This is a genomic window from Erwinia sp. 009765445, from assembly GCF_058137865.1.
Window position 1 is genome coordinate 213588 of the sequence record NZ_JBYUWC010000002.1, and the last position, 23866, is coordinate 237453.

Here is a 23866-nt window from a genome sequence, read left to right on the forward strand (position 1 = left end):
TAACAATGAAAAACAGTCTTTATGCAGGCGCCCTGGTCTCGATGATAGCGCTGGCAGGCAGCGTTCAGGCGCAAAGCCTGGTGTATGTTTCCAATGCCGACAGCGGAACGGTGACCGGTTACCAGCTGGATAAAACCAAAATGACGCTGGTCCCGGTGGGCGCATTCCCCGCAGGTGCCAAGGCCATGTCATCGGTGGTTTCACCGGACAAAAAGATGCTCTACGTTTCAGTGCGCAGTAAACCGTACAGCGTGGTGGCCTATCGTATCCAGCCGGATGGCAAGCTGGAAAAAATCGGCCAGTCGCCGCTGCCGGAGAGCATGGCTTATCTCTCCACGGACAAACAGGGGCATTTCCTGCTGAGCGCCTCCTACGGCGGCGATCTGTTCAGCATTAATCGCATCGACAGCAACGGCCTGGTGGAAGCAAAACCGGTGCAGGTGGTGCATACCGGCAAGCGGGCACACGCCATTCAGGTCGATCCCACCAATCATTATCTCTACGTCACGCTGCTGGGTGCTGATCAGCTGTTGCAGTTCCATTTTGATGCCGCTACCGGCAAGGTCACGCCGAACAATCCGGCGTTTATCAATATTCAGAGCGAAGCCGCCACCGGTCCACGCCACTTTGTCATTGCGCCGAACCTGGATAAACAGGGTAAGCGCAATATGTACATTCTGACCGAAATGGCCGGCAATATTACCCGACTGACGCTGAACAAAGACGGCACTGCCACGCCGGTTGAAGATGTGAATTCCGTGTCGCCGAAGGAAGATCTGCAGCGTGGCGAGGCCCGTCCGCTGACCGGTGATGATGACCTGCCACCGTCGCACAAACCGCGCATCTGGCAGGCCGATATCCAGCTGACGCCGGACGGGCGTTATCTGTACTCCACGGAGCGCACCAGCAGCACCCTGTCATCGTTTTCCGTTGATCCCACCGACGGACATCTGACTTACCTCAGCAGCATCAAAACTGAACAGCAGCCTCGCGGTTTCGCTATTGATAACAGCGGGCGCTTTCTGATCGAATCCGGACAGAAGTCCACCCAGCTTTCCCTTTACACCATTGGCATAACCGGTGCGCTGACGCTGGTTGGCCGCTATCCCACCGGGAAAGGGGCTAACTGGATTTCACTGGTCGAAGAGTAGTATCAGCAGAGGTCCGGGAGGGTTTCCCGTGCTAACAATGTGCCACAACAGGAGTTTTTATGAACCACAATACGCATCCCCTGTTTTCCGCCCTGTGCGCCACCGGCCTGCTTGTGCTGGCCACCTCCCCTGCAGTGCTGGCAGCCGAACCGGTCGTCGCCACCAATCTCGAACCGCTACATCACGTTATTCTGGAAAACCAGTACGTAACCGTGATGCGGGTGATGATCCGTCCCGGCCAGTCGACGCTGTTTCATGAGCAACACCTCGACTACGTCAACACCCATATTGACGGCAGCCTGACGCACACCTCATACCCGGATAAACCCGCCAGAGACGGCGAGATGAAAAGTGGCAACGTCAAGTTCGGCGCGCATCAGGGCAGATCTGAGACGGATAAGGTGACCAATACCGGCACCACACTGAACCAGCAGGTTGCTTTTGAAATTAAGCAACCCGGCCCGCAGCACTTTGGCGGGGCCACCCGGCCAGACAAACCTGTTTTTAATCAGGTACTGGATCAGAAAACCGTCAGGGGCTGGAAAGTCACCCTGCAACCCGGCGAGAGCACCACTCTGTATACGCAGCATGGGCCAGGCGTGCGGGTCTTCTTTACTGAAGGCCGCCTGCTGGAATCCATCCCCGGTCAGCCAAACCGCAATAAAGAAGTCAGGATCCACCGGGGCGACGCAATGCTGACCCAGCCGGAAAAGGTTGAGCTGACCAACGGCGGAGAAACCCCGCTGATCTTCAACGATTACGAGCTGCTTTAAGTTCCGCGTTTCGTTACAGGAGCATGTCAGGTGAGAAGACTGAGTCTGCCTCTGGCGATGGGGCTGATCTTTTTAACCGCAGGGCACATTACGCTGGCCTGCGCAAAGGAAGACACGATCGCTAAAGGAAAGTATCTCGCAACGGCTGCGGACTGCGGTGCCTGCCATACGTCACCTCATCATGGTGCGCCAATGGCGGGCGGATACGCAATCCGCTCCCCGATGGGAAGCGTTTACGCCAGTAATATCACCCCATCGCGCAGCGAAGGCATTGGAGATTACAGCGAAGAGGAGTTCGCCCGCGCGGTGCGTCAGGGAATCAATAAGCAGGGACAGCACCTCTATCCGGCGATGCCCTACACCTCCTATGCAAAAATAAGCGATCAAGATATCCACGCGCTCTATCAATATTTTATGCACGGTGTTCAACCGGTTGATACTCCTGTACCACCAACCCATCTTCCCTTCCCTTTTAATATTCGTGTCTCAATGAGCGTGTGGAATCTGCTGTTTGCTGAGCGCTTTACCCCGACGGCGAATAAATCGCCGGAGATCAACCGTGGCGACTATCTGGTTAACGCACTGGCGCATTGCGACACCTGCCACACTCCGCGAAATGCGCTGATGGGCCAGCAGAACACCAAAGCATTTTCCGGCGGCAGCCTGGGCAGCTGGTATGCGCCAAACATTACCCCCGATCCGCATTCCGGCATTGGTAACTGGAGCAGCGCTGAGCTTGCACAGTATCTGAAAACGGGTCATCTCAGCGGGAAAGCCCAGGCGGCGGGACCGATGGCCGAAGCGATCGAACACAGCCTGCAGCACCTTTCTGACCGCGATATACAGGCAATGGTGGCTTATCTGCGCCAGGTGCCAGCCATCAACAATGGCGCGGCGATGCCACGCGACAGTTATGGCAAAGCTGCGGATAGCGAGCAACGGTTGCGCGGCCAGACGCCGGTTGATCCTGGCTGGAAAGTCTTCAGCGGCAGCTGCGCTAACTGCCATCAGTCCAATGGCCAGGGCAATGCTGAGTATCCTTCGCTATATCACAACAGCGCCACAGGCGCAGAGCACCCGGACAATCTTGTGTCAGCCATTTTGTATGGCGTGCAGCGTGAGGTGAATGGCAAGGCGATTTCAATGCCAGCCTTTGGAGAGGATGCGGATTTCACCACCCGACTCAGCGACCGGCAGATTGCCGATGTCAGCAATTACGTGCTGAAAAACTTCGGCAATCCACAGATTTCCGTGACCGCTGCGCAGGTCAAAACGCTGCGCGAAGGAGGCGAAACACCGCTGCTGGTCAGGCTGACACGCCCTGCCGTACTGGCGGGAGTAGGAATCATCATCCTGCTGGCTGGCGTGGCCGGAACAGTGATAGTCAGAAGAAGGAGATCACATGCCTCAGCAAAATAATGTTCCAGTGGGGTTAAGCCGCCGTCGGTTACTGAAAGGCATGGCGGTACTCTCACTCAGCAGCGTTTGTGCCTCACTGTTCCCCGCACAGCTGGCAGTTGCTCAGCAAGTCCGTGACACTAATTTTGCAGATGTCTCCTCATTTCTGGTCAGCCGCCGGACCAGCCAGCTCCTCGGCCAGCGCTACCTTGCTGCGCTGAACAAACATTATGCCGATTTCGCGGTCCGATTAAACTCGCTGGCAGCGTTTCTGGACAGCCATCATTTCGCCCATGTCGATGATTTTCTTCAGGCGGTTAATGATGAAGATCCCCTGCGCCATACCGCCGCACTGATTATCGGCAGCTGGTACACGGGCGTGGTGGGAGAAGGCGCAGACAGTGAACTGATCGCCTATGCCGAAGCGATGATGTATCTGCCCACCAGAGGCATTCTGGTGGTGCCAACCTATGGCGGCGGCCCGGATTCATGGGGCAGCAAGCCGCAGACAGAGAAAGGAAAGGCAGCATGACCATACCAGACGCAGACGTCATTATTATCGGTTCAGGTGTGATGGGCGGTCTGATCGCCACACAACTGGCGAAAGCGCGGAAATCCGTGATCATCGTGGAAGCCGGACCTCGCATCAGGCGTCAGGATATCGTGGAGCGTTTCCGCGATTCACCTTTTAAAATGTCGCTGACTAACATGAAGCTGCAGGGTGTGGGATCGCCCTATCCGGATCTGCCCCATGTCCCTTCCACCTACGGTGACTATCTGCAGCAAACCGGTCCGGTGAAATATCCAACCAAATATCTGCGCGTGGTCGGCGGCACCACCTGGCACTTTGGCTCCGCGCTTTGGCGCATGATCCCCAATGATTTCAGGCTGCAAAGCCTGTATGGCCGTGGGCGCGACTGGCCGTTTGACTATCAGGAGCTGGAACCGTGGTACGGCAAGGCCGAACAGGAACTTGGCGTCTCCGGCATGGAGGGGCAGGACGAGAGCGGTCATGGCGGAGGTGCCTGGCCACCACGATCCACACCATTCCCGATGAAGGGACTGGCACCGAGCTACCTCTTTACTCGCCTGTCGGAGCTGCTGGGGAAAGGAGGCTACAACCCGGTTCTCGAACCCAACGGTCGCGCCACCCGCCCTTATGGCAAACGCCCGGTTTGCGCGGGCAATAATAATTGCAATCCCGTTTGCCCGATTGGTGCCAAATATGACGGTTCCATGCATATCGACGAGGCAGAACGCCACGGTGCCAGGCTGCTGGATAATTCCGTGGTGTATAAAATCGAAGCAGACGACGAGGGGAAAATTACCGCTATCTGGTACCGCAAACCGGATGGCTCCAACCACACTCTGACCGCAAATCACTTTGTGCTGGCTGCTTATGGCATTGAATCACCCAAGCTGTTGCTGATGTCCACTTCAGAGCGATATCCCACCGGTATCGCTAACCGTTCCGATCAGGTTGGACGCAACCTGATGGGCCATACCGGCATCAGCATGAATGTGATGATGAATGAAGATGTCTGGCCCGGCCAGGGACCAACAGAATTGCTGGTTTATCTCAACAACAGGGATGGCGCATTCCGCAAGGATTTCCCCAGCTACAAAATAAAAGTGCGTAACACCGTGCCCACCGCAGACTATGCGGCAGGGCTGATCGCGAAAGGCGTACTCGGTTCAAAGCTGGATGAAGAGCTGAAGCGAGTGTCCGCCCGTTCACTGAACTTTGCCATCGATTTTGAGACTCTGCCGCTGCCTGAAAACCGCATTGTGCCCAGCAAAAGCAAAAAGGACGCGATAGGCATCCCGGTGCCGGAAATCTACTACAGCGTCACTGATTACTGGCACGCGGGCAAAGAACAGGGGCTGAAAGATTTTGATCGCTTTACCCGGCTGCTCAATGCAGAAGTGTCGAAAATCGACACGGGCTATCAGGATCGCCAGCACATTATGGGCACGACAATTATGGGCGATGATCCAAAGACTTCAGTGGTTAACCGACACTGTCAGTGCCACGACCACCCTAACCTGTTTATTGCCGGAACCAGCGTGATGCCTTCAGCTTCCTGTATGAACCCGACGCTGACCGGCGCAGCGTTGAGCCTGAGGCTGGCGGAGCATTTGCTGAAAACGGTGAAAGTGTAGTGGAAATGCTGAGGAGGTATTTGTCGCGGGAGCAGATAAAGAGTGACGCCGGGCGGAAACTACCCACCCGGCGTTGTGACTTATTTCAGACGGTATGCCACCACGGCATCACCCTCTTTGGTGCCCAGTGAACCGTGTCCACCCGCAGCGATGATAACGTACTGTTTGTTATCCGCGCCCATATAGGTAGATGGCGTCGCCTGGCCACCGGCTGGCAGCTCGGTCTGCCACAGCAGTTTACCGGTGTTGATGTCATACGCGCGGAAGAAGTTATCCGCCGTGGCACCATGGAACACCAGATCGCCCGCCGTGGTCAGAGGACCACCGTGCGCCACCATTCCCATCGGGAAACCAATCGGGAAGCGGCCAGGCAGGAAGGTCGTTTTCAGGTTTTTGGTAGTACCAACGCGACGCAGCCACTCCGTTTTACCGGTGGTCAGGTCAACACCCACCATACGGCCCCACGGTGGCGCGATACATGGAATACCCAGGCTTGAGGCAAACTGCTGGATATGGATAGCATAATCACCGTTGAAGTTTTCGTTCCAGTACGGCGTGCCGTCTTTGGTAATCAGACGTTTATCTTCAGTCTGCGGCGTACGCTTCACCAGATTGTATTTGTATGCCAGACGAACCGGGGAAGCGATCAGGATCTGACGCTGCGGATCGACAGCCACAGAGCCCCAGTTGAAGACACCAATGTTACCCGGGAAGATAATGCTGCCCGCTTCGGTGGATGGCGTCCACGGGTTGCCATCGTAACGCATGGATTTAAAGTCGATACGGCAGGCCATCTGATCGAACGGCGTCAGGCCCCACATCGATTTCTCTTTCAGCGGATCCGGGATAAAGTTCAGTGCAGAAACCGGCTGCATCGGTGAATATTTCTCACCTTCAATGCCTTTGGTTGAAACATCAACCTGGTTAACCGGATACACCGGCTGGCCGGTCAGACGGTTCAGCACAAACAGGTTACCGGTCTTGGTTGGCAGGATCACCACCGGCTGGCGTTTGCCCTGATAGTCGATATCCAGCAGCGAAGGCTGAGACGGGTTATCCCGATCCCACAAGTCATGTTTTGAAGACTGGAAACGCCACTTGAACGCACCGGTTTTCAGATCCAGCGCCACCAGCGTGTCGCGGAACTTCTCGGTGTTGCTGTCCGGATCGCGTTTAAGGCCCAGCTCATCCGGTGAGGCGTTACCGAAAGGCACATAGACCAGGCCATTTTTCATGTCGGCACTCAGCGTGCCCCAGGCCACAGGCGTGTCCTGCGGATAGGTCTGACCGGCTGGCAGCGGCTGGGTGTTATCCGGATTAGCCGGGTCGAAGTTCCACACCAGGCGACCGGTAATCACGTCATAAGCGCGGATCACGCCAGACGGGTTGCCACTGTTGAAGCCGTTATCCATCACCGAACCGCCCACAATCACCAGATTACCGGCAACCAGCGGAGCAGCGGTCTGCATCAGCGCGTGTGGGCGAATTTTGCCCATATTTTCGGTTAAATCTACGATGCCGTTATTGCCGAAATCGCTGCACAGTTTGCCGGTGTCAGCATCCAGTGCCAGCAATTTGGCATCGTTAGCCGCGTTGAAAATACGCTTGCGGCAAACCGCAGGAGAATTAGCCACGGTGGCAGGCTGAACGCTGTTCTGTGCTGGCGCTTCCGGCGCTTCATAATAACTCACACCACGGCAGGTCTGGTGCTGCTGCAAATAAGAGCGATCTTTGGTTGGCTCATATTTCCATTTCAGCGCACCGGTTTCCGGATTCAGCGCGTGAACCTCGTTATGTGGCGTACAGAAATAGACAGTGTTATTTGCCTTCAGCGGGGTGGCTTCGAAAGTATATTCGCTGGCATCCTGAGCATCGCGCAGGTCGCCAGTATGATAAGTCCAGGCCACTTCCAGATTGCTGACGTTATCTTTAGTGATCTGTTTCAGATTGGAGAAACGCTGGCCATTGTCACTGCCGCCGTAAGCGGTCCAGTCATTACCCGCCGTCGCATCAGAGAGCGGGTTACGCTGAGTGGTGATATTGCCTTCCTGCGGGTACGGATCGTAGAACATCAGGCCAATGACGATGGCAATCATGACAATGACGGTAGTACCGAGGAAAGGATGGAAGTTTGCCGTGCGGGCCGGGTTCTGCGCTTTTGACAGCGGGCGAACCACCCAGGGCATAGCCAACCAGACGCCGATCAGGCCGATCAGATCGCCACGCGGGATCCACTGCCATTTATCGAACCCGACTTCATAAATCATCCATGCCAGGACAATCCACATTATTATGGCGTAAATGGACAACGCGAATTTTTTGTTTTTAAACAGCGCAACTGCGGTAATCAGCAGGCCAATCGCCATCAGGGCATAAAACGGTGAACCCCCGACCATTAGCAGCTTTCCACCCATGTAAAGCATAGCGAGACCCAATATCGCTATAACAATACTTGTTAATTTGTTAATCATTTTCTTCTCTCAATGTAAACAAATGGATAATTATTATCCTTACGAACCCTTACGATTCTACAACACAAATTTAACTAAAATCACTTCAGAAAAAAATAGTAATTAATTTATGTATTTTAGGTGATTATTTCGTATGGGTTGGACTATTTAATTGCTGAGAAAATAACCGGACTGGTAATGTGTGGATCGGGGGATTTTTTGTGGATCTTTTCAGGTCAGGCATGTTATCACCTGCCCGCTGACGGAACTTCTTCAGCAGCGGGCAGAGAAACGATCACTATTGATTATAAAGCGTACGGAGCTTCGCCTGATAGGCTTCCACATCATGCTCGATACGGATTCGTTCAATGGCAGCATTTGCTTTGAGGGTGATTTGTTCCGGCTGCGAGACAATGTCCAGAATCAACTCCTTCAACTGCTTCACGGTCTGCTGACGAAGCTTGTCACGATCCATGCCTGACAGGACTGAATACTCCCAGTCATCGTTCAGCTCGTGGCTGATTTGCCAGCCTGCTTCCAGCGGATTAATCTCCGGCAGTGCACGGACGTTGGTGGTGATCACCGGACAGCCGCAGGACTGCATCTCCAGCACCGAGAAACCATAAGTCTCGGCCCAGGTGGGCAGCAGACCAACATCGGCTTTCTGCAGTAGCGACAATACCTGCTCGTTAGGTATAAATTTGACATGGTCAAAGATGCTGTGTCCGGCTATAGCCGCTTCTGTGACCGTGGAGAATTGCGGGTCGTCCTGATGTTTCCCCAGCGCATAGTTATGGCGTTTTTCCAGGTCACCGATCAGCGTGACTTTCACCTGATCGGGCTGAATTTTTCCTTCCGTCAGCAGCTGTTCAAAAGCACGCACCACTTCTCCGCCCCCTTTGCGGTAAAACTCATTACCGACGAAAACGAAGTGGACTGGCTGCGCGTTCGCCCGTGGCTCACGCTTCTGAACATAAAGTTTTTGCGGCGGGTGAATGACCACCATTTTATTCAGAATGGCGTCTGATACTTCCGGACTACTGCGAAATAATTTTTTTTCCATTCTGTAAGCCGCGCCAGAAAGCGCAATCAGCGCCACGCAATTCCCCGCGGCAAGTGCCGGAAACAGCTTCTTCAGCTCGGAAATGTTTTCACTTTTATTGCCGCTCGGCGGAGGCAGGATGCGGGGAAGTTCTGTTTCGAAAGTCGCCACCCACTTGCGATCGGTCAGCGCTACTTCATTGAAAAGATGGAAAATATCGACATCAGGCTGTTGCAGCTGTATGACCGGTTTAAACAGAAAGTTTTTGCGTTTTTTTAACACTTTCTGATTAAAGAGGTTGAGATAGTAATACAGGTTTTTGTTTTTATAATTTACGTATTCAACGCCGGAATCGACAATTATCGTCCTTTTTTCAGGGTAGTTATCATTAGATACACCAACTCTCATTACAGCCACCTCATTAAGGAAAGAAATATAAACCGCATGAAGCAGGTCTTTATAGTAATAAATAGAAAGAAATCTTCCCTGGTTACCCAATCCGGGTATACCAATAGAACACCACAGTTTTTTTTTGCTGTAAACCCAGGGTAATTCTTAATATATTTCTGAGGGAATTTACTCCATAACCATTACACATTCCGGCTAAACTATTTTGTAAGACAAAGTTAAGATCTGCACAATAATTCATCTTTACTCTCTTGCCATTACTGGCTTATGACATTCATTTCTTCTTTTTCGGATAGTAAAGTTGCAACATGCACAACAGCTCAATTCCTTGATATTATTGCTATATTTAAACCCTTTCGTTAATTTTCAGATTGGTATCTGAGGTTTTTCTTAATTAACCCCCCGTTAATGAGATGTAATAGATGCCAGATTATCTTACGGAAATTGATAAACCATTTGCAATTATTCTTTCATTTTACATGGGTTTTGTTGACGAATGCTAATATTAGAAATTTGACATATATTTTTGTTGAATCGTGAATCAATTCATAATAAACATGAAATCAAAAAACGATTAAAGTTAAGTATAAGTGAACATACATTGAGCCACGGGGTGATGCAGGAGAGGAAAATTCAGTGATGGGGCTACAAATATCCAACAACTAAAGAGGATTACCTCCCCACCCCCATACATTAATAAAATTGACCAATAAGAGTTAATACCTTTTTACGAGCGTCATCTGATTCTGGGGATTATGCTTTCTTCCCCGGTTGGATTATTCCGGGCTTCTCTCAATTTTCTTCGCCGCTTCGTCCAGCGCATCAATAATCTGGTGGAGCGTTTGCTGAGATAAATTGGGCTGCGACAGGCGGGTATGCAGAGCCATCTTCATATTGTGAATAGCGCGTTCAACTTCAGGGATACTGCGGTTGTTGACCAGCACCGCCAGTGAAGAGAGCCTGCTGATAATAAGATGGACAGCTTCCTGGTTTTGCCGCAGTTGAAGCTCTCCCCCGGAGGTCAGGCTGAACGCTTTGCGCGCGGCCTGCGGGTCAGCCCCCCGGATAAGATCCCTCTCCTCCAGCAGGGAAAGATTAGGATAAATGATGCCCGGGCTGGGGGTGTACTCCCCTTTTGATAAATCTTCGACAGATTTGATCAGCTCATAGCCATGCGCAGTCCCCTGCGCAATAAAATGCAGCATCAGCAGGCGAATATCGCCTGCATCCAGCATCTTCTCACGGCGCTTTCTGTTCATTATTTATGGTACCAGTAAGACACGGCCCGCACGTAATCGGCGGCCAGCCCGCGCTGCGCGGTAAAATAGTCGCTGAGTTGCTTAACCGCCGTCCCTTCACCGGTCAGCCAGATAAAGTAATCCTTTTCCGGGATCTTCAGCTTGTCGAGTTCAGCCACCAGGCTGTTCACCGCTTCAGCGTTCATTTTGCCGCTGCCCAGCCAGCAGACTTCCACACCAGTCAGATCCTGAAGGTAGGCGCTTCCTGTTGCTTCATCAGCCCAGGCGTAAAGTTTAATTTTTCCGGTCATATTCTGACGACGGCGTTTAAAGGCAGGCAACCCGGTTTCGTCACAGACGTACAGCTGGAAAAGATAATCTTCCGGCACAATCAGTGAACCGCGTGGTCCGCCGATTGCCAGCTTATCGCCCGGTTTGGCCTGAGCTGCCCAGTCACTGGCCAGCCCGGATTCATGCACGTAGAAGTCCAGCGTCAGGCTGCTTTTGCCATCAAAGAACAGCGGTGTGTAATCACGCGCGGCCGGGCGTATACCGTCTTTCCACACCACGCCATCTTCAGTGATTTCCGGCAGGTGGAACTCCCCTGTCTGGATATCGGGGAAGAACACTTTGATATGGTCATCAAAACCAGGTGAAGTAAAGCCAGACAGCGCTTCACCACCCAGTTCAATGCGGTAAAAGCTGTCGGCAATCAGCTCTTTTGACAACACTTCTACCGGACGAAAACGCAGTTCGTTTCTGACGCGATAAGGTGCGCGGCTTGGGGTCTCTGACAAGATGGTTCTCCTCGGTGCGGGAAAGGCTAAAGAGTAATATGACTCATTCTCATTAGCCTTAAAATATATCTATGATATATCTTGAACGCAAGAAAAATCTCACTGCGCCGTGACCCGCCACACCACATTGCCCGCATCATCGGCAATCATCAGGGCGCCCTGCTTATCCATTGTCATGCCGACAGGCAGTCCTCGCACCTCTTTTTGATCTTCCGTCAGGAACCCCGTCACCACCGGTTTTGGCAGACCGACCGGCTTACCGTCCTTAAACGCCACCCAGACCACCTGATAACCATTCAGCGGTTTGCGGTTCCAACTGCCATGCTCGCTGATAAACGCTCCGCCACGATACTCCTCCGGCAGGTTGCTGCCGGTATAGAACCACAGCCCTAACGGAGCAACGTGCGAACTGAGGGCGTAGTCCGGCCTGATGGCTTTAGCAACCAGATCCGGACGCTGAGGCTGAGCACGCTCGTCCACATGCTGGCCGTAATAGCTGTAAGGCCAGCCGTAAAAGCCCCCCTCCTGAACCGAGGTCATATAGTCCGGCACCAGATCGGCGCCGATCTCATCGCGTTCATTGACTATTGCCCACAGCTTGTCGGTCTGCGGCTCCCACTGCAGCCCGGTAGGATTTCGCAATCCGCTGGCGTAGATCCGGCTGGCTCCGGAGGCGACATCTACCTCAAGAATATCCGCCCGGCGATATTCCGCACCGATGCCATTCTCAGTGATGTTACTGTTGGAGCCGACGCCAACATAAAGCTTGCGGCCATCCGGACTGGCCAGCAGAGATTTGGTCCAGTGGTGATTAATGGGGCCACCCGGCAGATCGGCCAGTACAGTGCCCGGCCCGGTGATGCTGGTCGCGCCACTCTCATAGTGATATTTCATCAGCGCATCGGCATTTGCCACATAAAGCGAGTCACCAATCAACTGGACGCCGAAAGGCGAGTACAGATTTTGCAGGAAAGGATGTTTTTCCCAGGTTTTGCCATCTCCGTTGCTGTTACGCAGCAGCGTGATGCGATTGCCGCCCGGGCCGCCTTTGCCGGAAGCATTTTTGATCAACCCGGTAATCAACTCCTTAGGCTGGCTGGTTGGCGCGGGCGGTCCGCTGGCCTCCACCACAAGAATGTCGCCGTTCGGCAGCGTATAAAGCTGACGTGGATGCTGAAAACCTTCCGCCACTTTTTCTATTTTCAGCCCTTTGGCAACGCTGGGTTTCTCCCCCTGCTTCCAGGGTGTACCGGTGGGAACCTGCATCGGCGGGATCAGAAAGTTTTGCGACGGCGGTAGCTCAGGATTTGCGCCAGTCTGTCTGGCCGGATCGATTTTTGCTGCCTGATCGCAGCCCGCCAGAGTTAAGGAAACGGAGACGGTCAGCAGGGAAAGTAAGGTTATTTTCTTCATTGTCACTCCTCCTTAAGCGCTGCGTTCGCGCAGGGCGAGTTGCAGGTTAGCGAACAGGATCAGTATCACCGCCACTGTAGACAGGATTACGCCAGCGGGAACCACAGCATAAGCATCGCGGCTATGGATAAAGGCGTTAAAAATCTCCAGCAGGATTGCCACAAGGTAAGCCCAGAAATGGATCTTTTGCGCCGAGTGCACAGGATATGAGACCCCCACCCACACCTGAGCCAGATTGATTAATCGCGGCAGAATGGAAATCACCAGGCCCAATGCAATAAGCCAGCTTGCCGCCCGGATCCAGAGCGGTTCCATGCTGTAAATATAAATGATATCGAACAGCCAGGCACCGACGAAAAAACCGGGCGTGACGGGATGTAACAGAGAATAAACGGCCACGGCAAGGGTGGACTGTGATGCTGTTGCCTGTGAGGTCATTAAACCGGCTCCTTTTATCAAACGAACGTGAGCGACACCCTGCCGGTCACGCTGACCTGTAAAAGGTTAGTAAATTTAATGATTTTATGTGCGGAAATGTGAGTACTAAATACAACCGGGTCTGCCACTTAAGCAGCAGACCCGGGGAGATTGTCAGCCTCGCAGTGCGGCGAGACTCCGGCGCTGCCTGCCATGCGCATCGAAATTGCCCGCATCCAGCCAGCGCTCAAAGCCGGTACGCACCGCTGGCCATTCGGCATCGATTATGGAAAACCAGCTGGTATCTCGCGTGCGCCCTTTATACACCAGTGCCTGGCGAAACAGCCCTTCATAACTGAAACCAAGACGTTCCGCAGCTTTACATGAAGGGGCGTTCAGGCTGTCGCATTTCCATTCATAACGACGATAACCCAGTTGCTCAAAGGCATAGGTCATCAGCAAAAAATGGGCTTCAGTGGACACTGGCGTCTGCTTAAGGTCAGGGGAAAAGGCCACATGCCCGACTTCCATCACCCCATGCGCCGGTTCGATCCTCATCAGCGCTAACGTGCCGACAGCCCTGCCGCTTGCCAGATCAATTACCGCATAATGCAGAGGATCCTCGCTCGCTGCTGCGCTCTCAATATGGCGGCGAAAAGCCGCTTCATCGCTGAACGGACCGCTGAACATATACGTCCAGTCTCTGCCGTCGCCTGCCTTTCCATAAGCCTGATACAAATCCGCCAGGTGACGGGCGCTGTGCAGCGGTTCCAGCATGCAGAAGCGCCCTTTCAGCGTCACGCGATCCGGCCGCTGACGCGGGGTCCAGGCTTCAAGCGACTCGCCCACTGGTTGCTGATATTCATTGACTCTGACTGACACGTTTCCTCTCCTTTTCGCAGATGAAAACAACAACATACGCCAGAGAATACGGGCTGTCTAAGGAAACGTCAGCCCTGCAGAACCCGCCTGGGCTGCGATGAGGTGCAGGGTTTCTTCTGCAGCCGGCCCCTCCCGTCGGAAGGGGTGGAAAAGTGGCTGAACCCACGGGGCCTGAATCAGGACTCGACCCAGACAGTCTGCGCGTTAGTGAACTCGCGGATGCCGAAGTGCGACAGTTCGCGGCCAAAGCCGCTGTGCTTCACGCCACCAATCGGCACCCGCGGATCGGAGAAGCTCGGGGAATTAATAAACATGCCACCGGTAACAATCTGCGCGGCCAGTTTACGGGCTTTATCCAGATCCTTACTCCACAGGCTACCGCCCAGACCAAACTCTGAGTCGTTAGCCATCCTGACCGCATGCGCGGCATCCTGCGCCACAATCAACGAGGCGACCGGCCCGAATAACTCCTGACGGAAACTGGTCATGCCCGGCTTAACGTTACTCAGCACGGTGGGCGCATAGAAGTTACCCTCTCCCGCCATCACATGACCGCCGAGCAGGCATTCAGCCCCTTCTGCCAGCGTTGCCTGGACCTGCGTATCCAGCTCGTCACGCAGGTCAGAACGTGCCATCGGGCCGATAAAAGTTGCTTCATCAGCGGGATCGCCCACCACCATCTCTCTGACCGCCGCCACAAACTTGTCGCGGAACTCAGCAAAAACCGACTCTTCAACAATGATGCGTTTGGCAGCAATACAAATCTGTCCGCTGTTCATAAAGCGGCCTGAAATTGCCCCTTTCACGGCAGCATCGATATCCGCATCCGCCAGCACGATAAAGGCATCTGCCCCTCCCAGCTCCAGCACACTCTTTTTGATCGCGGCTCCGGCAAGGCTGGCAATCGCTGCACCTGCCCGCACGCTACCGGTTAAGGTCACGGCGGCAATACGACGGTCGTTGATCATTGTGGCGACCGCATCGTTATCGGCATTGACCACGCCAAACAAGCCCTTCGGTACACCTGCTCCGGACAGGATCTCCTGCAACAACAGCGCACTGCCGATGACGTTAGGTGCTGGTTTCAGCAGATAGCTGTTGCCCGCCATAAAGATTGGCACTGCGCCACGCAATACCTGCCAGACCGGGAAATTCCACGGCATTACCGCAAGAATCGGCCCCAATGGCAGATAGTTAACTGTGGCTTTGTTATTTTCGACCAGCGTTGGCTCAGGGGCCAGCATGCCTGGCCCCTGCTGCGCGTACCATTCACACAAGCGGGCGCACTTCTCCACTTCTGCCACGCTCTGGGTAAGGGGCTTGCCCATTTCGGCGGTCATCATTTCGGCCAGTTCACGCTCCCGCTGACGCAGGCCAGCGGCAATGCTAAGCAGTAATTCGCTACGATCTTCCACCGCGCTGCTGCGCCAGGCCTGAAAAGCCCCGTCGGTCTGGTTGAGTACAGTTTCCACTTCTGCTGTTGAAGCAAAAGGGGTCTGGCGGATAATTTCACCATTAAACGGATTACGCGATACGGCAAATGAAGCAGTCATAAACTCTCCTGTTACGGTGGGCAGCTGCTGCCCGGCGCAAGTGATTAGTGTTGATGACCTTCATCATAGGCTTGCCTGCCTTTCCTGAAAAATGAATAATAATGAAAATATCTGTCTCTTAAAGAGAATCATTATGGATCTGACCCAACTCGAAATCTTTCGCGCTATAGCGGAGGAAGGCAGCGTGACGGCGGCGGCAGAACGGCTGCACCGGGTGCCGTCGAATATCTCCACCCGGTTACGCCAGCTGGAAAATGAGCTGGGCGTGGCGCTGTTCAGCCGTGAAAAACTGCGGCTGCATATCACCGATGCAGGCAGAACGCTGCTGGATTATGCCTCGCGCATTCTGGCGTTAACTGAGGAGGCCCGTGAACGTGTCTCCAGCCAGAAGCCTGCCGGGATATTTACCCTAGGCTCAATTGAAAGCACCGCTGCGGTTCGCCTGCCTCCGCTGATTGCCCGCTATCATCAGGCCTGGCCGGAGGTGGAACTGGATCTCTCGACCGGCCCTTCCGGCGATATGACGGACGGTTTGCTGGCCGGACAGTTCAGTGCGGTATTTACAGACGGACCGCCCAGGCATCCGCAGCTTGAGGGAATACCGGTTTTTGCGGAGGAGATGGTGCTGATTTCGTCGCTGAATCATCCGCCGGTCAGCTCAGCTGAGGATATTGCCGGCTCAACCATCTATGCATTCCGCGCCAACTGCTCCTACCGGCGTTTGTTTGAGAACTGGTTTGCACGGGACAACGCCGCACCGGGGAAAATTTTTGAAATGGAATCCTATCACGGCATTGTAGCCTGCGTCAGTGCAGGAGCCGGGCTGGCGATGATCCCGCAAAGTATGTTGCAGAGCATGCCGGGACGTGACAGCGTGCTGGCCTGGCCGTTGGCCGGAAAGCGCGGACATCTGCATATCTGGCTGGTCTGGCGAAAAGACAGCCATTCCGCCAATCTGCAGGCCATGGTGAAAATGCTGAAATCCGATCGGAAAATTCCCACAGGCCAGACGGAAAGCGACTACATACCCGTCTGAGCCCGTAGAGAACAACTCTCAGGTTTGGTGCTGGTTTGTACGTCATTTGATACGCTGATTTTCACGGCAGCGGCCAGGCTTTAATTTGCTGAATTAAAAGCAAAAAAAAGCCTGTCCGCAGACAGGCTTTTTGCTTTTCACCTGATTACATCTGCACCAGGTTTTTGATTTTCACATCCGGGTTCACGTCAGCTTCGTAATCGACGCCCTGCAGACCAAAACCAAACAGGTGCATAAATTCGGTTTTATAACCGACGAAATCGGTCAGCTCGTTCAGGTTTTCGTTGGTCACCGTCGGCCACAGCTTAACCACTTCATCCTGCACTTCCGGCTTCAGCTCTTTGTAGTCCGCACGCAGACGGCCAACATCATCCAGAATCGGCGCCTGGCCATACAGGCTGTCTTTGAACAAGCCATAGACCTGCTCGATACAGCCTTCGTGAGTACCTTTGGCTTTCATCACTTTGAACAGCAGCGAAAGGTACAGTGGCATCACCGGGATCGCAGAACTGGCCTGAGTCACCACGGCTTTCAGTACGGAAACGCGCGCATCGCCGCCCTTTTCAGCCAGCGTTTCGCGGATAGACAGCACACGTTTGTCCAGATCCTTCTTCGCTTCGCCGATTGAGCCGTTCCAGTAAATGTCATGGGTGATCTGCTCGCCCAGGTAGGTGAAGGCGGTGGTTTTCGCGCCGTCGGCCAGCACGCCAGCAGCTTTCAGATCGTCGATCCACATCTGCCAGTCTTCACCCCCCATGACCGCCACGGTACCGTCGATCTCTTCCTGGGAAGCCGGTTCCAGCGTGATATCGGTAATGGTTTCTTTATCGGTGTTCAGGCCGCGGGTGGTCAGCGTTTTACCTACTGGCTTCAGCGTGGAGTTAAACACTTCACCGGTTTTCGGATGGGTACGACGTGGCGCAGCCAGGCTGTACACCACCAGGTCAACCTGACCCAGATCCTGTTTAATCAGTTCAATGGTCTTCTGCTTCACTTCATCCGAGTAAGCGTCGCCGTTGATGCTTTTGGCATACAGGCCTTTCGCTTCAGCGAACTCTTCAAAAGCGGCGGAGTTGTACCAGCCAGCGGTAGCCGGCTTACTCTCTTCGCCCGGACGCTCGAAGAACACGCCCAGCGTGTCAGCGCCACAGCCGAAGGCAGCAGAGATACGGGCAGCAAGGCCGTAACCAGTGGAGGCACCAATCACCAGGACCTTTTTCGGGCCGTTAGCAATCTGGCCGTGGCTGGTGACGTACTCGATCTGTTTTTCAACGTTTGCTTTGCAACCCGCCGGATGGGCAGTAACACAGATGAAGCCACGGATGCGTGGTTTAATAATCATGTCGACCTCAATTGGAACTGTCTTAAGTAAATATGGGCAACAGAATACCTGCTTGTGACGATTCAGGCAAAGATGACAGACACTTATCACCCGCACGGGCGGGACAAATCACCTTTTTGCTCACTCTTCGTCCGTTATCCCCGGTATAACTTTATGCCGGTCAACTCAGTGGTTAACGTGGCACCAGTTACGCAGTTCGTTAATCCCACCATCCGGCGAGGTATAGCCGATACAGCCGAGGATGCTGTTGAACAGTTTCTCGTGGAATACCGGCGTTTTATCCTTCGCCAGCGTTTTCAACTGCCGGAAAGCGGCAGCGTTATAAGGCTGCTGGAGAAATTTATCCGAAGCCCAGACCATAATCGGTACGGTACGCTGTGCCATTGGCGCCTGGTCTCTCGGGGTGCCGTGGAAATGCATGTTTTTGGAGATCGACTCGCCATGATCGGAGGCATAAAACACGATCGCGTTTTTGTTCCGAAGCTGGTTGAACACCTGCTCCAGTACGTAATCGGTATACAGCAGGCTGTTGTCGTAAGAGTTCACCATCTCCTTTGTTGAACAACTGTCATCTATCCCTTTGCATTCCGGCAGGTAGCGGGCAAACGATCGCGGATAGCGTTCGGTATACAGATAGTGTGAGCCTTTGGTGTGCAGCACAATCAGGTGTTTGCCCTGCGGATGGCGTTCGACAGAGTCCTTCAACTCGCTGACCAGCGCCATATCGTCAATCGGTTTGCCGACGTTACGCTTCTCGGACTGAATGGTTTCTCGCAGCGCGTAGTCATCTGCCATCACTTTGTTATAGAACCAGGCTTCGCTCTGCATCGCAAACAGCTCGGAAGAGAACCCCTGCTTTTTCAGTACGGAGAACACATTCATCTCTTTCAACGTACGCTCCGGTGCTTCGGAAGCTCCGCCTTCACGCACGAACATGCAGCGCAACGACAGTTTGGTCGAGGTATCGCACGAATATCCCTGCAGCGCGGCCAGATTGGGTTCTTTATCCAGATATGGCGTGTTGTCGCGGCCATAACCATAGACGCCCATATGGTCACGGCGGGCACTTTCACCAATCACAAACACCACGTAAAGATCGTTCACATCTTTCGGCGGTGTATAGGTGAAGTGGGCCGCAGGATCGAACAGGTTACGACTGTCTTCTGCCTGGCTCCAGCTGCTGTAGGCCAGCAGCCCCATCCCGGACAGCCAGTTTGACGGCGAATAGCTGCCAGCGACCACGCCACCGTAGCTGGCCATCATGCGATTCTGCTGCTTGTCCATCTCCTCCTGGTGGCTCCCCATCACCTTCAGCGGCAGCCAGCAGCACAACCCGGCGGCGATCATCGTGCCGCCACGGCGCAAAAACGCGCCCGTATTCCTGCGGTGAAGCGCAGCTTCCGGTAGCGGCGTCAACCACAGCATCAGCAGCGGCAACAGGCTGACCAGCACCGTCCAGACTTCAAAGTGCCAGCCCACTGACTCTTTCGAGAGATCAAGACTGTCAGTCGCCATCACGGCAGCAATGATGCCGTAGCCAATATCCACGTTGAAAAAGATCATGTAGTAGCTGGCGGCAACAGAACAAATGACCAGCAACGAGAGCAGAATGCGGAACAGCAGACGCCCTGCCATTGAGGCCAGCAGCGTGGTGAAGAGGACCAGCGCGAAGGCGGCAACCACCTCAATGGCGGTTGACAGGGCCGCATCATAGTGGAGTTGATGGAAGCGGCGGAAAAATATTGGCAGGTTTAACAGTATCCCAATGTAAAAAGCGATAAAGCAACAGACCCGGTTCTGGGTCAAAAAATGCAGTTTTTTCATCTGTGTCGTCGTTGTTATTGCAAGTGAATGTCATGCCAGAAACAGACCTGATTTGCTCTGCATACTGTCATATCGGTGATTTTGCTGAAGGTCAGACAGGGTAAAAGCGGGCGAGTTTAGTTATTGAGGTGGAATTAAGAGTCTTCTGTTGTAACAAGAAGTGTGAAGGAAACGTAAAACCACCTGTAGAAAGGTTACAGGTGGCGTGGTTAAGGCTGGACCTGCTCAGCGGCATGCCCGCAATAATCCTCCGATGGCTCCCTAAGCCCCAAGATACTTCGCCATCTCCTCCGCCGGCACCATACCGCCGCCGGTGGCCCACACCAGATGCGTGGCCTGACTGAGCTGCTGCGGGCTTATCCCCTGTGCTGCCAGCGCGTCCTGTGCCTGCTGCATCCGCCATGGCCCCGGCATCCCCGCCAGCGCCGAAGGCTCCAGCTTCAGGTGCTCATCTCTGGCCAGCAGGCCGAGCAGGTCAAACATCTGCCGATCGCTTACGGTAAAGAAACCGGTCAGCAGTCGTTCCATTGCCCGGCCGACAAAACCGGAAGCGCGTCCGACCGCCAGACCATCAGCAGCCGTCAGGTTATCAATGCCGAGCTGCTGAACGGAAACAGCATCATGCAGACCAGTATGGACGCCCAGCAGCATGCAGGGGGAATGTGTTGGCTCGGCGAACACACAATGCACACTATCGCCAAACGCCAGCTTCAGCCCGAAGGCCACGCCGCCAGGGCCACCACCCACACCGCACGGCAGATAAACGAACAGCGGATGTTCAGCATCAACCTTTACCTGCATTTCTTTCAGCTGTTTGCGTACGCGCCCGCCCGCAACCGCATAGCCTAGAAACAGCGTGCGGGAGTTTTCGTCATCGATGAAAAAGCAGCGCGAATCGCTGGCCGCTTCACGCCTTCCCTGCTCAACGGCCATACCATAGTCCTGTTTATACTCGACCACGTTGACGCCGTTTACGCGCAGCTTATTCTTCTTCCATTCCCGCGCATCGGCAGACATATGTACGCTGACGCCAAAGCCCAGACGTGCGCTGACGATGCCAATTGATAATCCGAGATTACCGGTTGAACCCACGGCGATGCGGTACTGAGAGAAGAACTCACGAAATGCCTGCGAATTTAAGATGCTGTAGTCATCACTTTCCTTCAGCAGTCCGGCCTCAATGGCCAGTTTTTCCGCATGAGTCAGCACTTCATAGATGCCGCCACGAGCCTTTATCGAACCGGAAATTGGCAGATGGCTGTCTTTTTTCAGCAGTAAACGGCCGCCAGATTTGATACCCAGGCGGACATCAAGCGTCTTTTGCAGTGTGGGTAACGGGACGATAGCGGATTCAATAATCCCCTGAGCCGCTGCCGTCTCCGGAAATGCGCTCATCAGAAAAGGTGCAAAACGCTGCAGGCGCTGAGCGGCTTCTTCCACCTGATCCGCGGTGAGTCCGACATAAGGCAAACCCTCTTCGGTGCTGGTGGCCTTTGAGTTAATCCAGGTGACCGGCTCCAGATCGCACAGAGTCTTCACCAGCGGAAAGGCATTTTTTAACTGTTGCTGCATATCGGCGTCCATCGACACTCCTCCGTTATCTCACGGTTCGCCGCGGCCGGGTTCACTAACCCTGACGGCAGAATTTGATCGCATTCAAAGTTTTGAAAAATAACACCAAAGCGGATGATATGCACTTTATCTGCATAAATATGGGTATAACACTGAACACCATCAGACTGCCTGCCATTTACCTAATTATTTATTCGCCATCCATTCGTTCAAACGCAGTATCGCAACAGATTTAACATTAATTTAAAGGATTACATACATAAGAACGGTGATAGATTGAGCCACGCATAAGTCATATGCACTAAACACTCCACGTTTTTGCAGCACATATAACTAATTCAATAAAGGTTTGTTATGGACAAGCTATCCTACGTTTCCGACAGCAGCACAACGGCCTGGTCAACCTACTTACAACAAATCGACCGCGTCGCCCCTTACCTGGGCGATCTCACCCGCTGGATCGATACCCTTCGCCATCCCAAACGCGCTCTGATTGTTGATATCCCCCTGCAGATGGACGACGGCTCAATCCGCCATTTCGAGGGCTTCCGCGTTCAGCACAACCTTTCACGCGGGCCGGGTAAAGGCGGCATCCGCTACCATCCGGATGTGGACCTTAACGAAGTGATGGCGCTGTCAGCCTGGATGACGATCAAATGTGCCGCAGTTAACCTGCCTTACGGCGGCGCGAAAGGCGGCATCCGCGTCGATCCCTTCAAGCTCTCTGAAGGAGAACTCGAGCGTCTGACCCGCCGGTATACCAGCGAGATTGGGCTGATTATTGGACCACAGAAGGATATTCCGGCTCCGGATGTCGGCACCAACGCCAAAGTGATGGCGTGGATGATGGACACCTATTCAATGAACCACGGTACCACGATCACTGGTGTGGTCACCGGCAAGCCAATTCATCTGGGCGGATCGCTGGGACGTGAAAAAGCCACAGGTCGCGGCGTGTTTATCACCGGCCGTGAAGTGGCCCGCCGCTCGGGCATTGAGATTGCCGATGCGAGAATTGCGGTGCAGGGCTTTGGTAACGTGGGCAGCGAAGCCGCACGTCTGTTCGTGGCTGCCGGTGCGCGTGTGGTGGTGATGCAGGATCACTCAGCCACCCTGTTCAACCCGGACGGTATTGACCTGGCAGCGCTGACCGAATGGCAGGCCGCCAATAAAAAAATCGCCGGATTCAGCGGCGCGGAAGAGATTGTCAGCGAGGCATTCTGGACAGTTCAGATGGATATTCTGATCCCGGCGGCGCTGGAAGGCCAGATCACCCGTGAGCGCGCGGAAAAGCTGAGTTGTAAGCTGGTGCTGGAAGGGGCAAACGGCCCGACCTACCCGGAAGCTGACGACGTGCTCAGTTCACGCGGTATCACCGTGGTGCCGGACGTGGTCTGTAACGCGGGCGGGGTGACGGTCAGCTACTTCGAATGGGTGCAGGACATGGCCAGCTTCTTCTGGAGCGAGAGCGAAATCAACGACCGCATGGACAAGATCATGACTGAAGCGATGATCCACGTCTGGGACAAAGCCAGAGAGAAAGAGTGCAGCCTGCGTACAGCCGCTTATATCGTGGCCTGTGAACGCATTCTGATGGCCCGTAAGGATCGCGGTATCTACCCTGGTTGAGAATACACGAAAGATGACCGGCCACCAGATTTAGCTACCGGGAGCCGGTCACTTTTTTCTGATCTGTTACACGGCAGATCGCCTCATTCGTAATTGACCCAGCTGGAACCGCTGTCAGCCAAACGGACACAGTTCTCAACCCAGCGAACTCCTTCAACCACTTTTTGCATCCGAGAACTTGTCGGCGCTGTCGCAGGAAGCCTGAAAGATGTCACCGCCAGCCGGAGCTATCTGCGCAGCGTCGGATTTTAACGTTCGATGATGGTAAACAAGTGGCCATTATTGAACCTTCTGGCCGTTTTGTAGCGCTATTCGCCCCGAACTGCCTGATACTGGGTTTTAAACGCCTCGTTCTCTTCAGTCAGACGGATAGCGGCCTCAATCATTTCATTCTGCACCAGCGAGGTCGCCCCTCCGCTGGTCCGCCAGTGGATATACAGCACGCAAAGCGCGGCAACCTGCAACATATCGTTTTCCGCACTGCCACCGTCAAAGCCGTACTCTTCATCGGACCAGCGGTAGATCTCCGCCACAAACGGCATTTCACCGTTTTCATCCAGCGGGGGCATCGTGGCAAAAAGCGCCAGCATTTCCGGCGTGGCGACATAGCTCTGGCGACCTACAGCATCCAGCTGTTTGCCCCTTGCACGCGCGTTATTTGCTTGTCTGGCCTTAACTTTTGCGCGCTTATTACGCTTGTCCTGTTTAGTACTCACCGGCTTTCTCCCGCATCAAAAAAAAGAGCGTGATCATAGCAGAGTTCACCGGCGCAGGACGG

The 23866-nt window shown here is 54.0% G+C and carries 19 protein-coding genes; 7 read left to right on the forward strand and 12 right to left on the reverse strand.

Going from position 1 to position 23866, the window contains the following annotated elements; genetic code table 11:
- The first annotated feature begins 5 nt into the window (after nt 1–5).
- Genes AC3Y5R_RS03030 through AC3Y5R_RS03050 form a run of 5 tightly spaced genes read left to right on the forward strand, consistent with a single transcriptional unit; the run spans nt 6 to nt 5485 of the window.
- The gene (locus tag AC3Y5R_RS03030; RefSeq protein WP_489920078.1) at nt 6–1151 is read left to right on the forward strand and encodes a beta-propeller fold lactonase family protein; all 1146 of its coding nucleotides are present in this window, start codon (nt 6–8) and stop codon (nt 1149–1151) included.
- A gap of 59 nt (nt 1152–1210) precedes the next feature.
- Nucleotides 1211–1924, forward strand: coding sequence for a hypothetical protein (locus AC3Y5R_RS03035; RefSeq protein ID WP_489920079.1), 714 nt, complete (start codon nt 1211–1213; stop codon nt 1922–1924).
- 57 nt (nt 1925–1981) lie between these two features.
- Nucleotides 1982–3343 (forward strand): c-type cytochrome, encoded by a 1362-nt coding sequence (locus AC3Y5R_RS03040; RefSeq protein WP_489920168.1) that lies wholly within the window; start codon nt 1982–1984, stop codon nt 3341–3343.
- On the forward strand, nt 3327–3854 hold the full coding sequence (locus tag AC3Y5R_RS03045) for a sugar dehydrogenase complex small subunit (RefSeq protein ID WP_489920080.1): 528 nt from the start codon (nt 3327–3329) through the stop codon (nt 3852–3854). The genes AC3Y5R_RS03040 and AC3Y5R_RS03045 overlap by 17 nt, the downstream gene beginning before the upstream one ends.
- On the forward strand, nt 3851–5485 hold the full coding sequence (locus AC3Y5R_RS03050; protein WP_489920081.1) for a GMC family oxidoreductase: 1635 nt from the start codon (nt 3851–3853) through the stop codon (nt 5483–5485). The genes AC3Y5R_RS03045 and AC3Y5R_RS03050 overlap by 4 nt, the downstream gene beginning before the upstream one ends.
- Nucleotides 5486–5565: 80 nt before the next feature.
- On the opposite strand, the gene AC3Y5R_RS03055 is transcribed toward AC3Y5R_RS03050, so the two are convergent.
- The 8 genes from AC3Y5R_RS03055 to AC3Y5R_RS03090 all read right to left on the reverse strand — a co-directional run bounded on the left by AC3Y5R_RS03055 (nt 5566) and on the right by AC3Y5R_RS03090 (nt 15685).
- Nucleotides 5566–7956, reverse strand: a complete 2391-nt coding sequence (locus tag AC3Y5R_RS03055) for a membrane-bound PQQ-dependent dehydrogenase, glucose/quinate/shikimate family (RefSeq protein ID WP_489920082.1) — start codon at nt 7954–7956, stop codon at nt 5566–5568.
- A 277-nt stretch (nt 7957–8233) separates the two neighbouring features.
- The gene (locus AC3Y5R_RS03060; protein WP_489920083.1) at nt 8234–9385 is read right to left on the reverse strand and encodes a glycosyltransferase family 4 protein; all 1152 of its coding nucleotides are present in this window, start codon (nt 9383–9385) and stop codon (nt 8234–8236) included.
- A 776-nt stretch (nt 9386–10161) separates the two neighbouring features.
- Nucleotides 10162–10644 carry a PadR family transcriptional regulator gene (locus tag AC3Y5R_RS03065; RefSeq protein ID WP_489920084.1) on the reverse strand — a complete coding sequence of 161 codons (483 nt, stop codon included), beginning with the start codon at nt 10642–10644 and terminating at the stop codon, nt 10162–10164.
- Nucleotides 10644–11420 (reverse strand): siderophore-interacting protein, encoded by a 777-nt coding sequence (locus AC3Y5R_RS03070; RefSeq protein WP_489920085.1) that lies wholly within the window; start codon nt 11418–11420, stop codon nt 10644–10646. The genes AC3Y5R_RS03065 and AC3Y5R_RS03070 overlap by 1 nt, the downstream gene beginning before the upstream one ends.
- A 99-nt stretch (nt 11421–11519) precedes the next feature.
- Nucleotides 11520–12833 (reverse strand): PQQ-dependent sugar dehydrogenase, encoded by a 1314-nt coding sequence (locus AC3Y5R_RS03075; RefSeq protein WP_489920086.1) that lies wholly within the window; start codon nt 12831–12833, stop codon nt 11520–11522.
- Nucleotides 12834–12845: 12 nt separating this feature from the next.
- Entirely contained in the window at nt 12846–13271 is a 426-nt protein-coding gene (locus AC3Y5R_RS03080; RefSeq protein WP_489920087.1) for a DUF2231 domain-containing protein, read from the reverse strand.
- 153 nt (nt 13272–13424) lie between these two features.
- The gene (locus AC3Y5R_RS03085) at nt 13425–14132 is read right to left on the reverse strand and encodes a GNAT family N-acetyltransferase (protein WP_489920088.1); all 708 of its coding nucleotides are present in this window, start codon (nt 14130–14132) and stop codon (nt 13425–13427) included.
- 176 nt (nt 14133–14308) lie between these two features.
- Nucleotides 14309–15685: an NAD-dependent succinate-semialdehyde dehydrogenase gene (locus AC3Y5R_RS03090; protein WP_489920089.1), complete on the reverse strand. Its 1377-nt coding sequence runs from the start codon at nt 15683–15685 to the stop codon at nt 14309–14311.
- 133 nt (nt 15686–15818) lie between these two features.
- Here AC3Y5R_RS03090 and ptrR point away from each other — a divergent pair, with 133 nt between their 5' ends.
- Nucleotides 15819–16721: a putrescine utilization regulator PtrR gene (ptrR, locus tag AC3Y5R_RS03095; RefSeq protein WP_489920090.1), complete on the forward strand. Its 903-nt coding sequence runs from the start codon at nt 15819–15821 to the stop codon at nt 16719–16721.
- Nucleotides 16722–16866: 145 nt separating this feature from the next.
- Here the strand turns inward: ptrR and fabV are convergent, their stop codons facing one another.
- The 3 genes from fabV to dsdA form a co-directional block, all read right to left on the reverse strand.
- Nucleotides 16867–18063, reverse strand: coding sequence for an enoyl-ACP reductase FabV (fabV, locus tag AC3Y5R_RS03100; RefSeq protein WP_489920091.1), 1197 nt, complete (start codon nt 18061–18063; stop codon nt 16867–16869).
- A gap of 165 nt (nt 18064–18228) precedes the next feature.
- Nucleotides 18229–19887, reverse strand: coding sequence for a kdo(2)-lipid A phosphoethanolamine 7''-transferase (gene eptB / locus AC3Y5R_RS03105; protein WP_489920092.1), 1659 nt, complete (start codon nt 19885–19887; stop codon nt 18229–18231).
- Nucleotides 19888–20148: 261 nt separating this feature from the next.
- Complete coding sequence (dsdA, locus tag AC3Y5R_RS03110) at nt 20149–21471, reverse strand: D-serine ammonia-lyase (RefSeq protein WP_489920093.1); 1323 nt, start codon at nt 21469–21471, stop codon at nt 20149–20151.
- Nucleotides 21472–21813: 342 nt separating this feature from the next.
- Between dsdA and AC3Y5R_RS03115 the strand changes: the two genes are divergently transcribed.
- A complete protein-coding gene (locus AC3Y5R_RS03115; protein WP_489920094.1) occupies nt 21814–23088 on the forward strand; it encodes a Glu/Leu/Phe/Val family dehydrogenase in 1275 nt (424 codons plus the stop codon).
- Nucleotides 23089–23396: 308 nt separating this feature from the next.
- Here AC3Y5R_RS03115 and AC3Y5R_RS03120 read toward each other — a convergent pair whose 3' ends face one another.
- Entirely contained in the window at nt 23397–23804 is a 408-nt protein-coding gene (locus AC3Y5R_RS03120; RefSeq protein WP_489920095.1) for a hypothetical protein, read from the reverse strand.
- Nucleotides 23805–23866 lie beyond the last annotated feature (62 nt).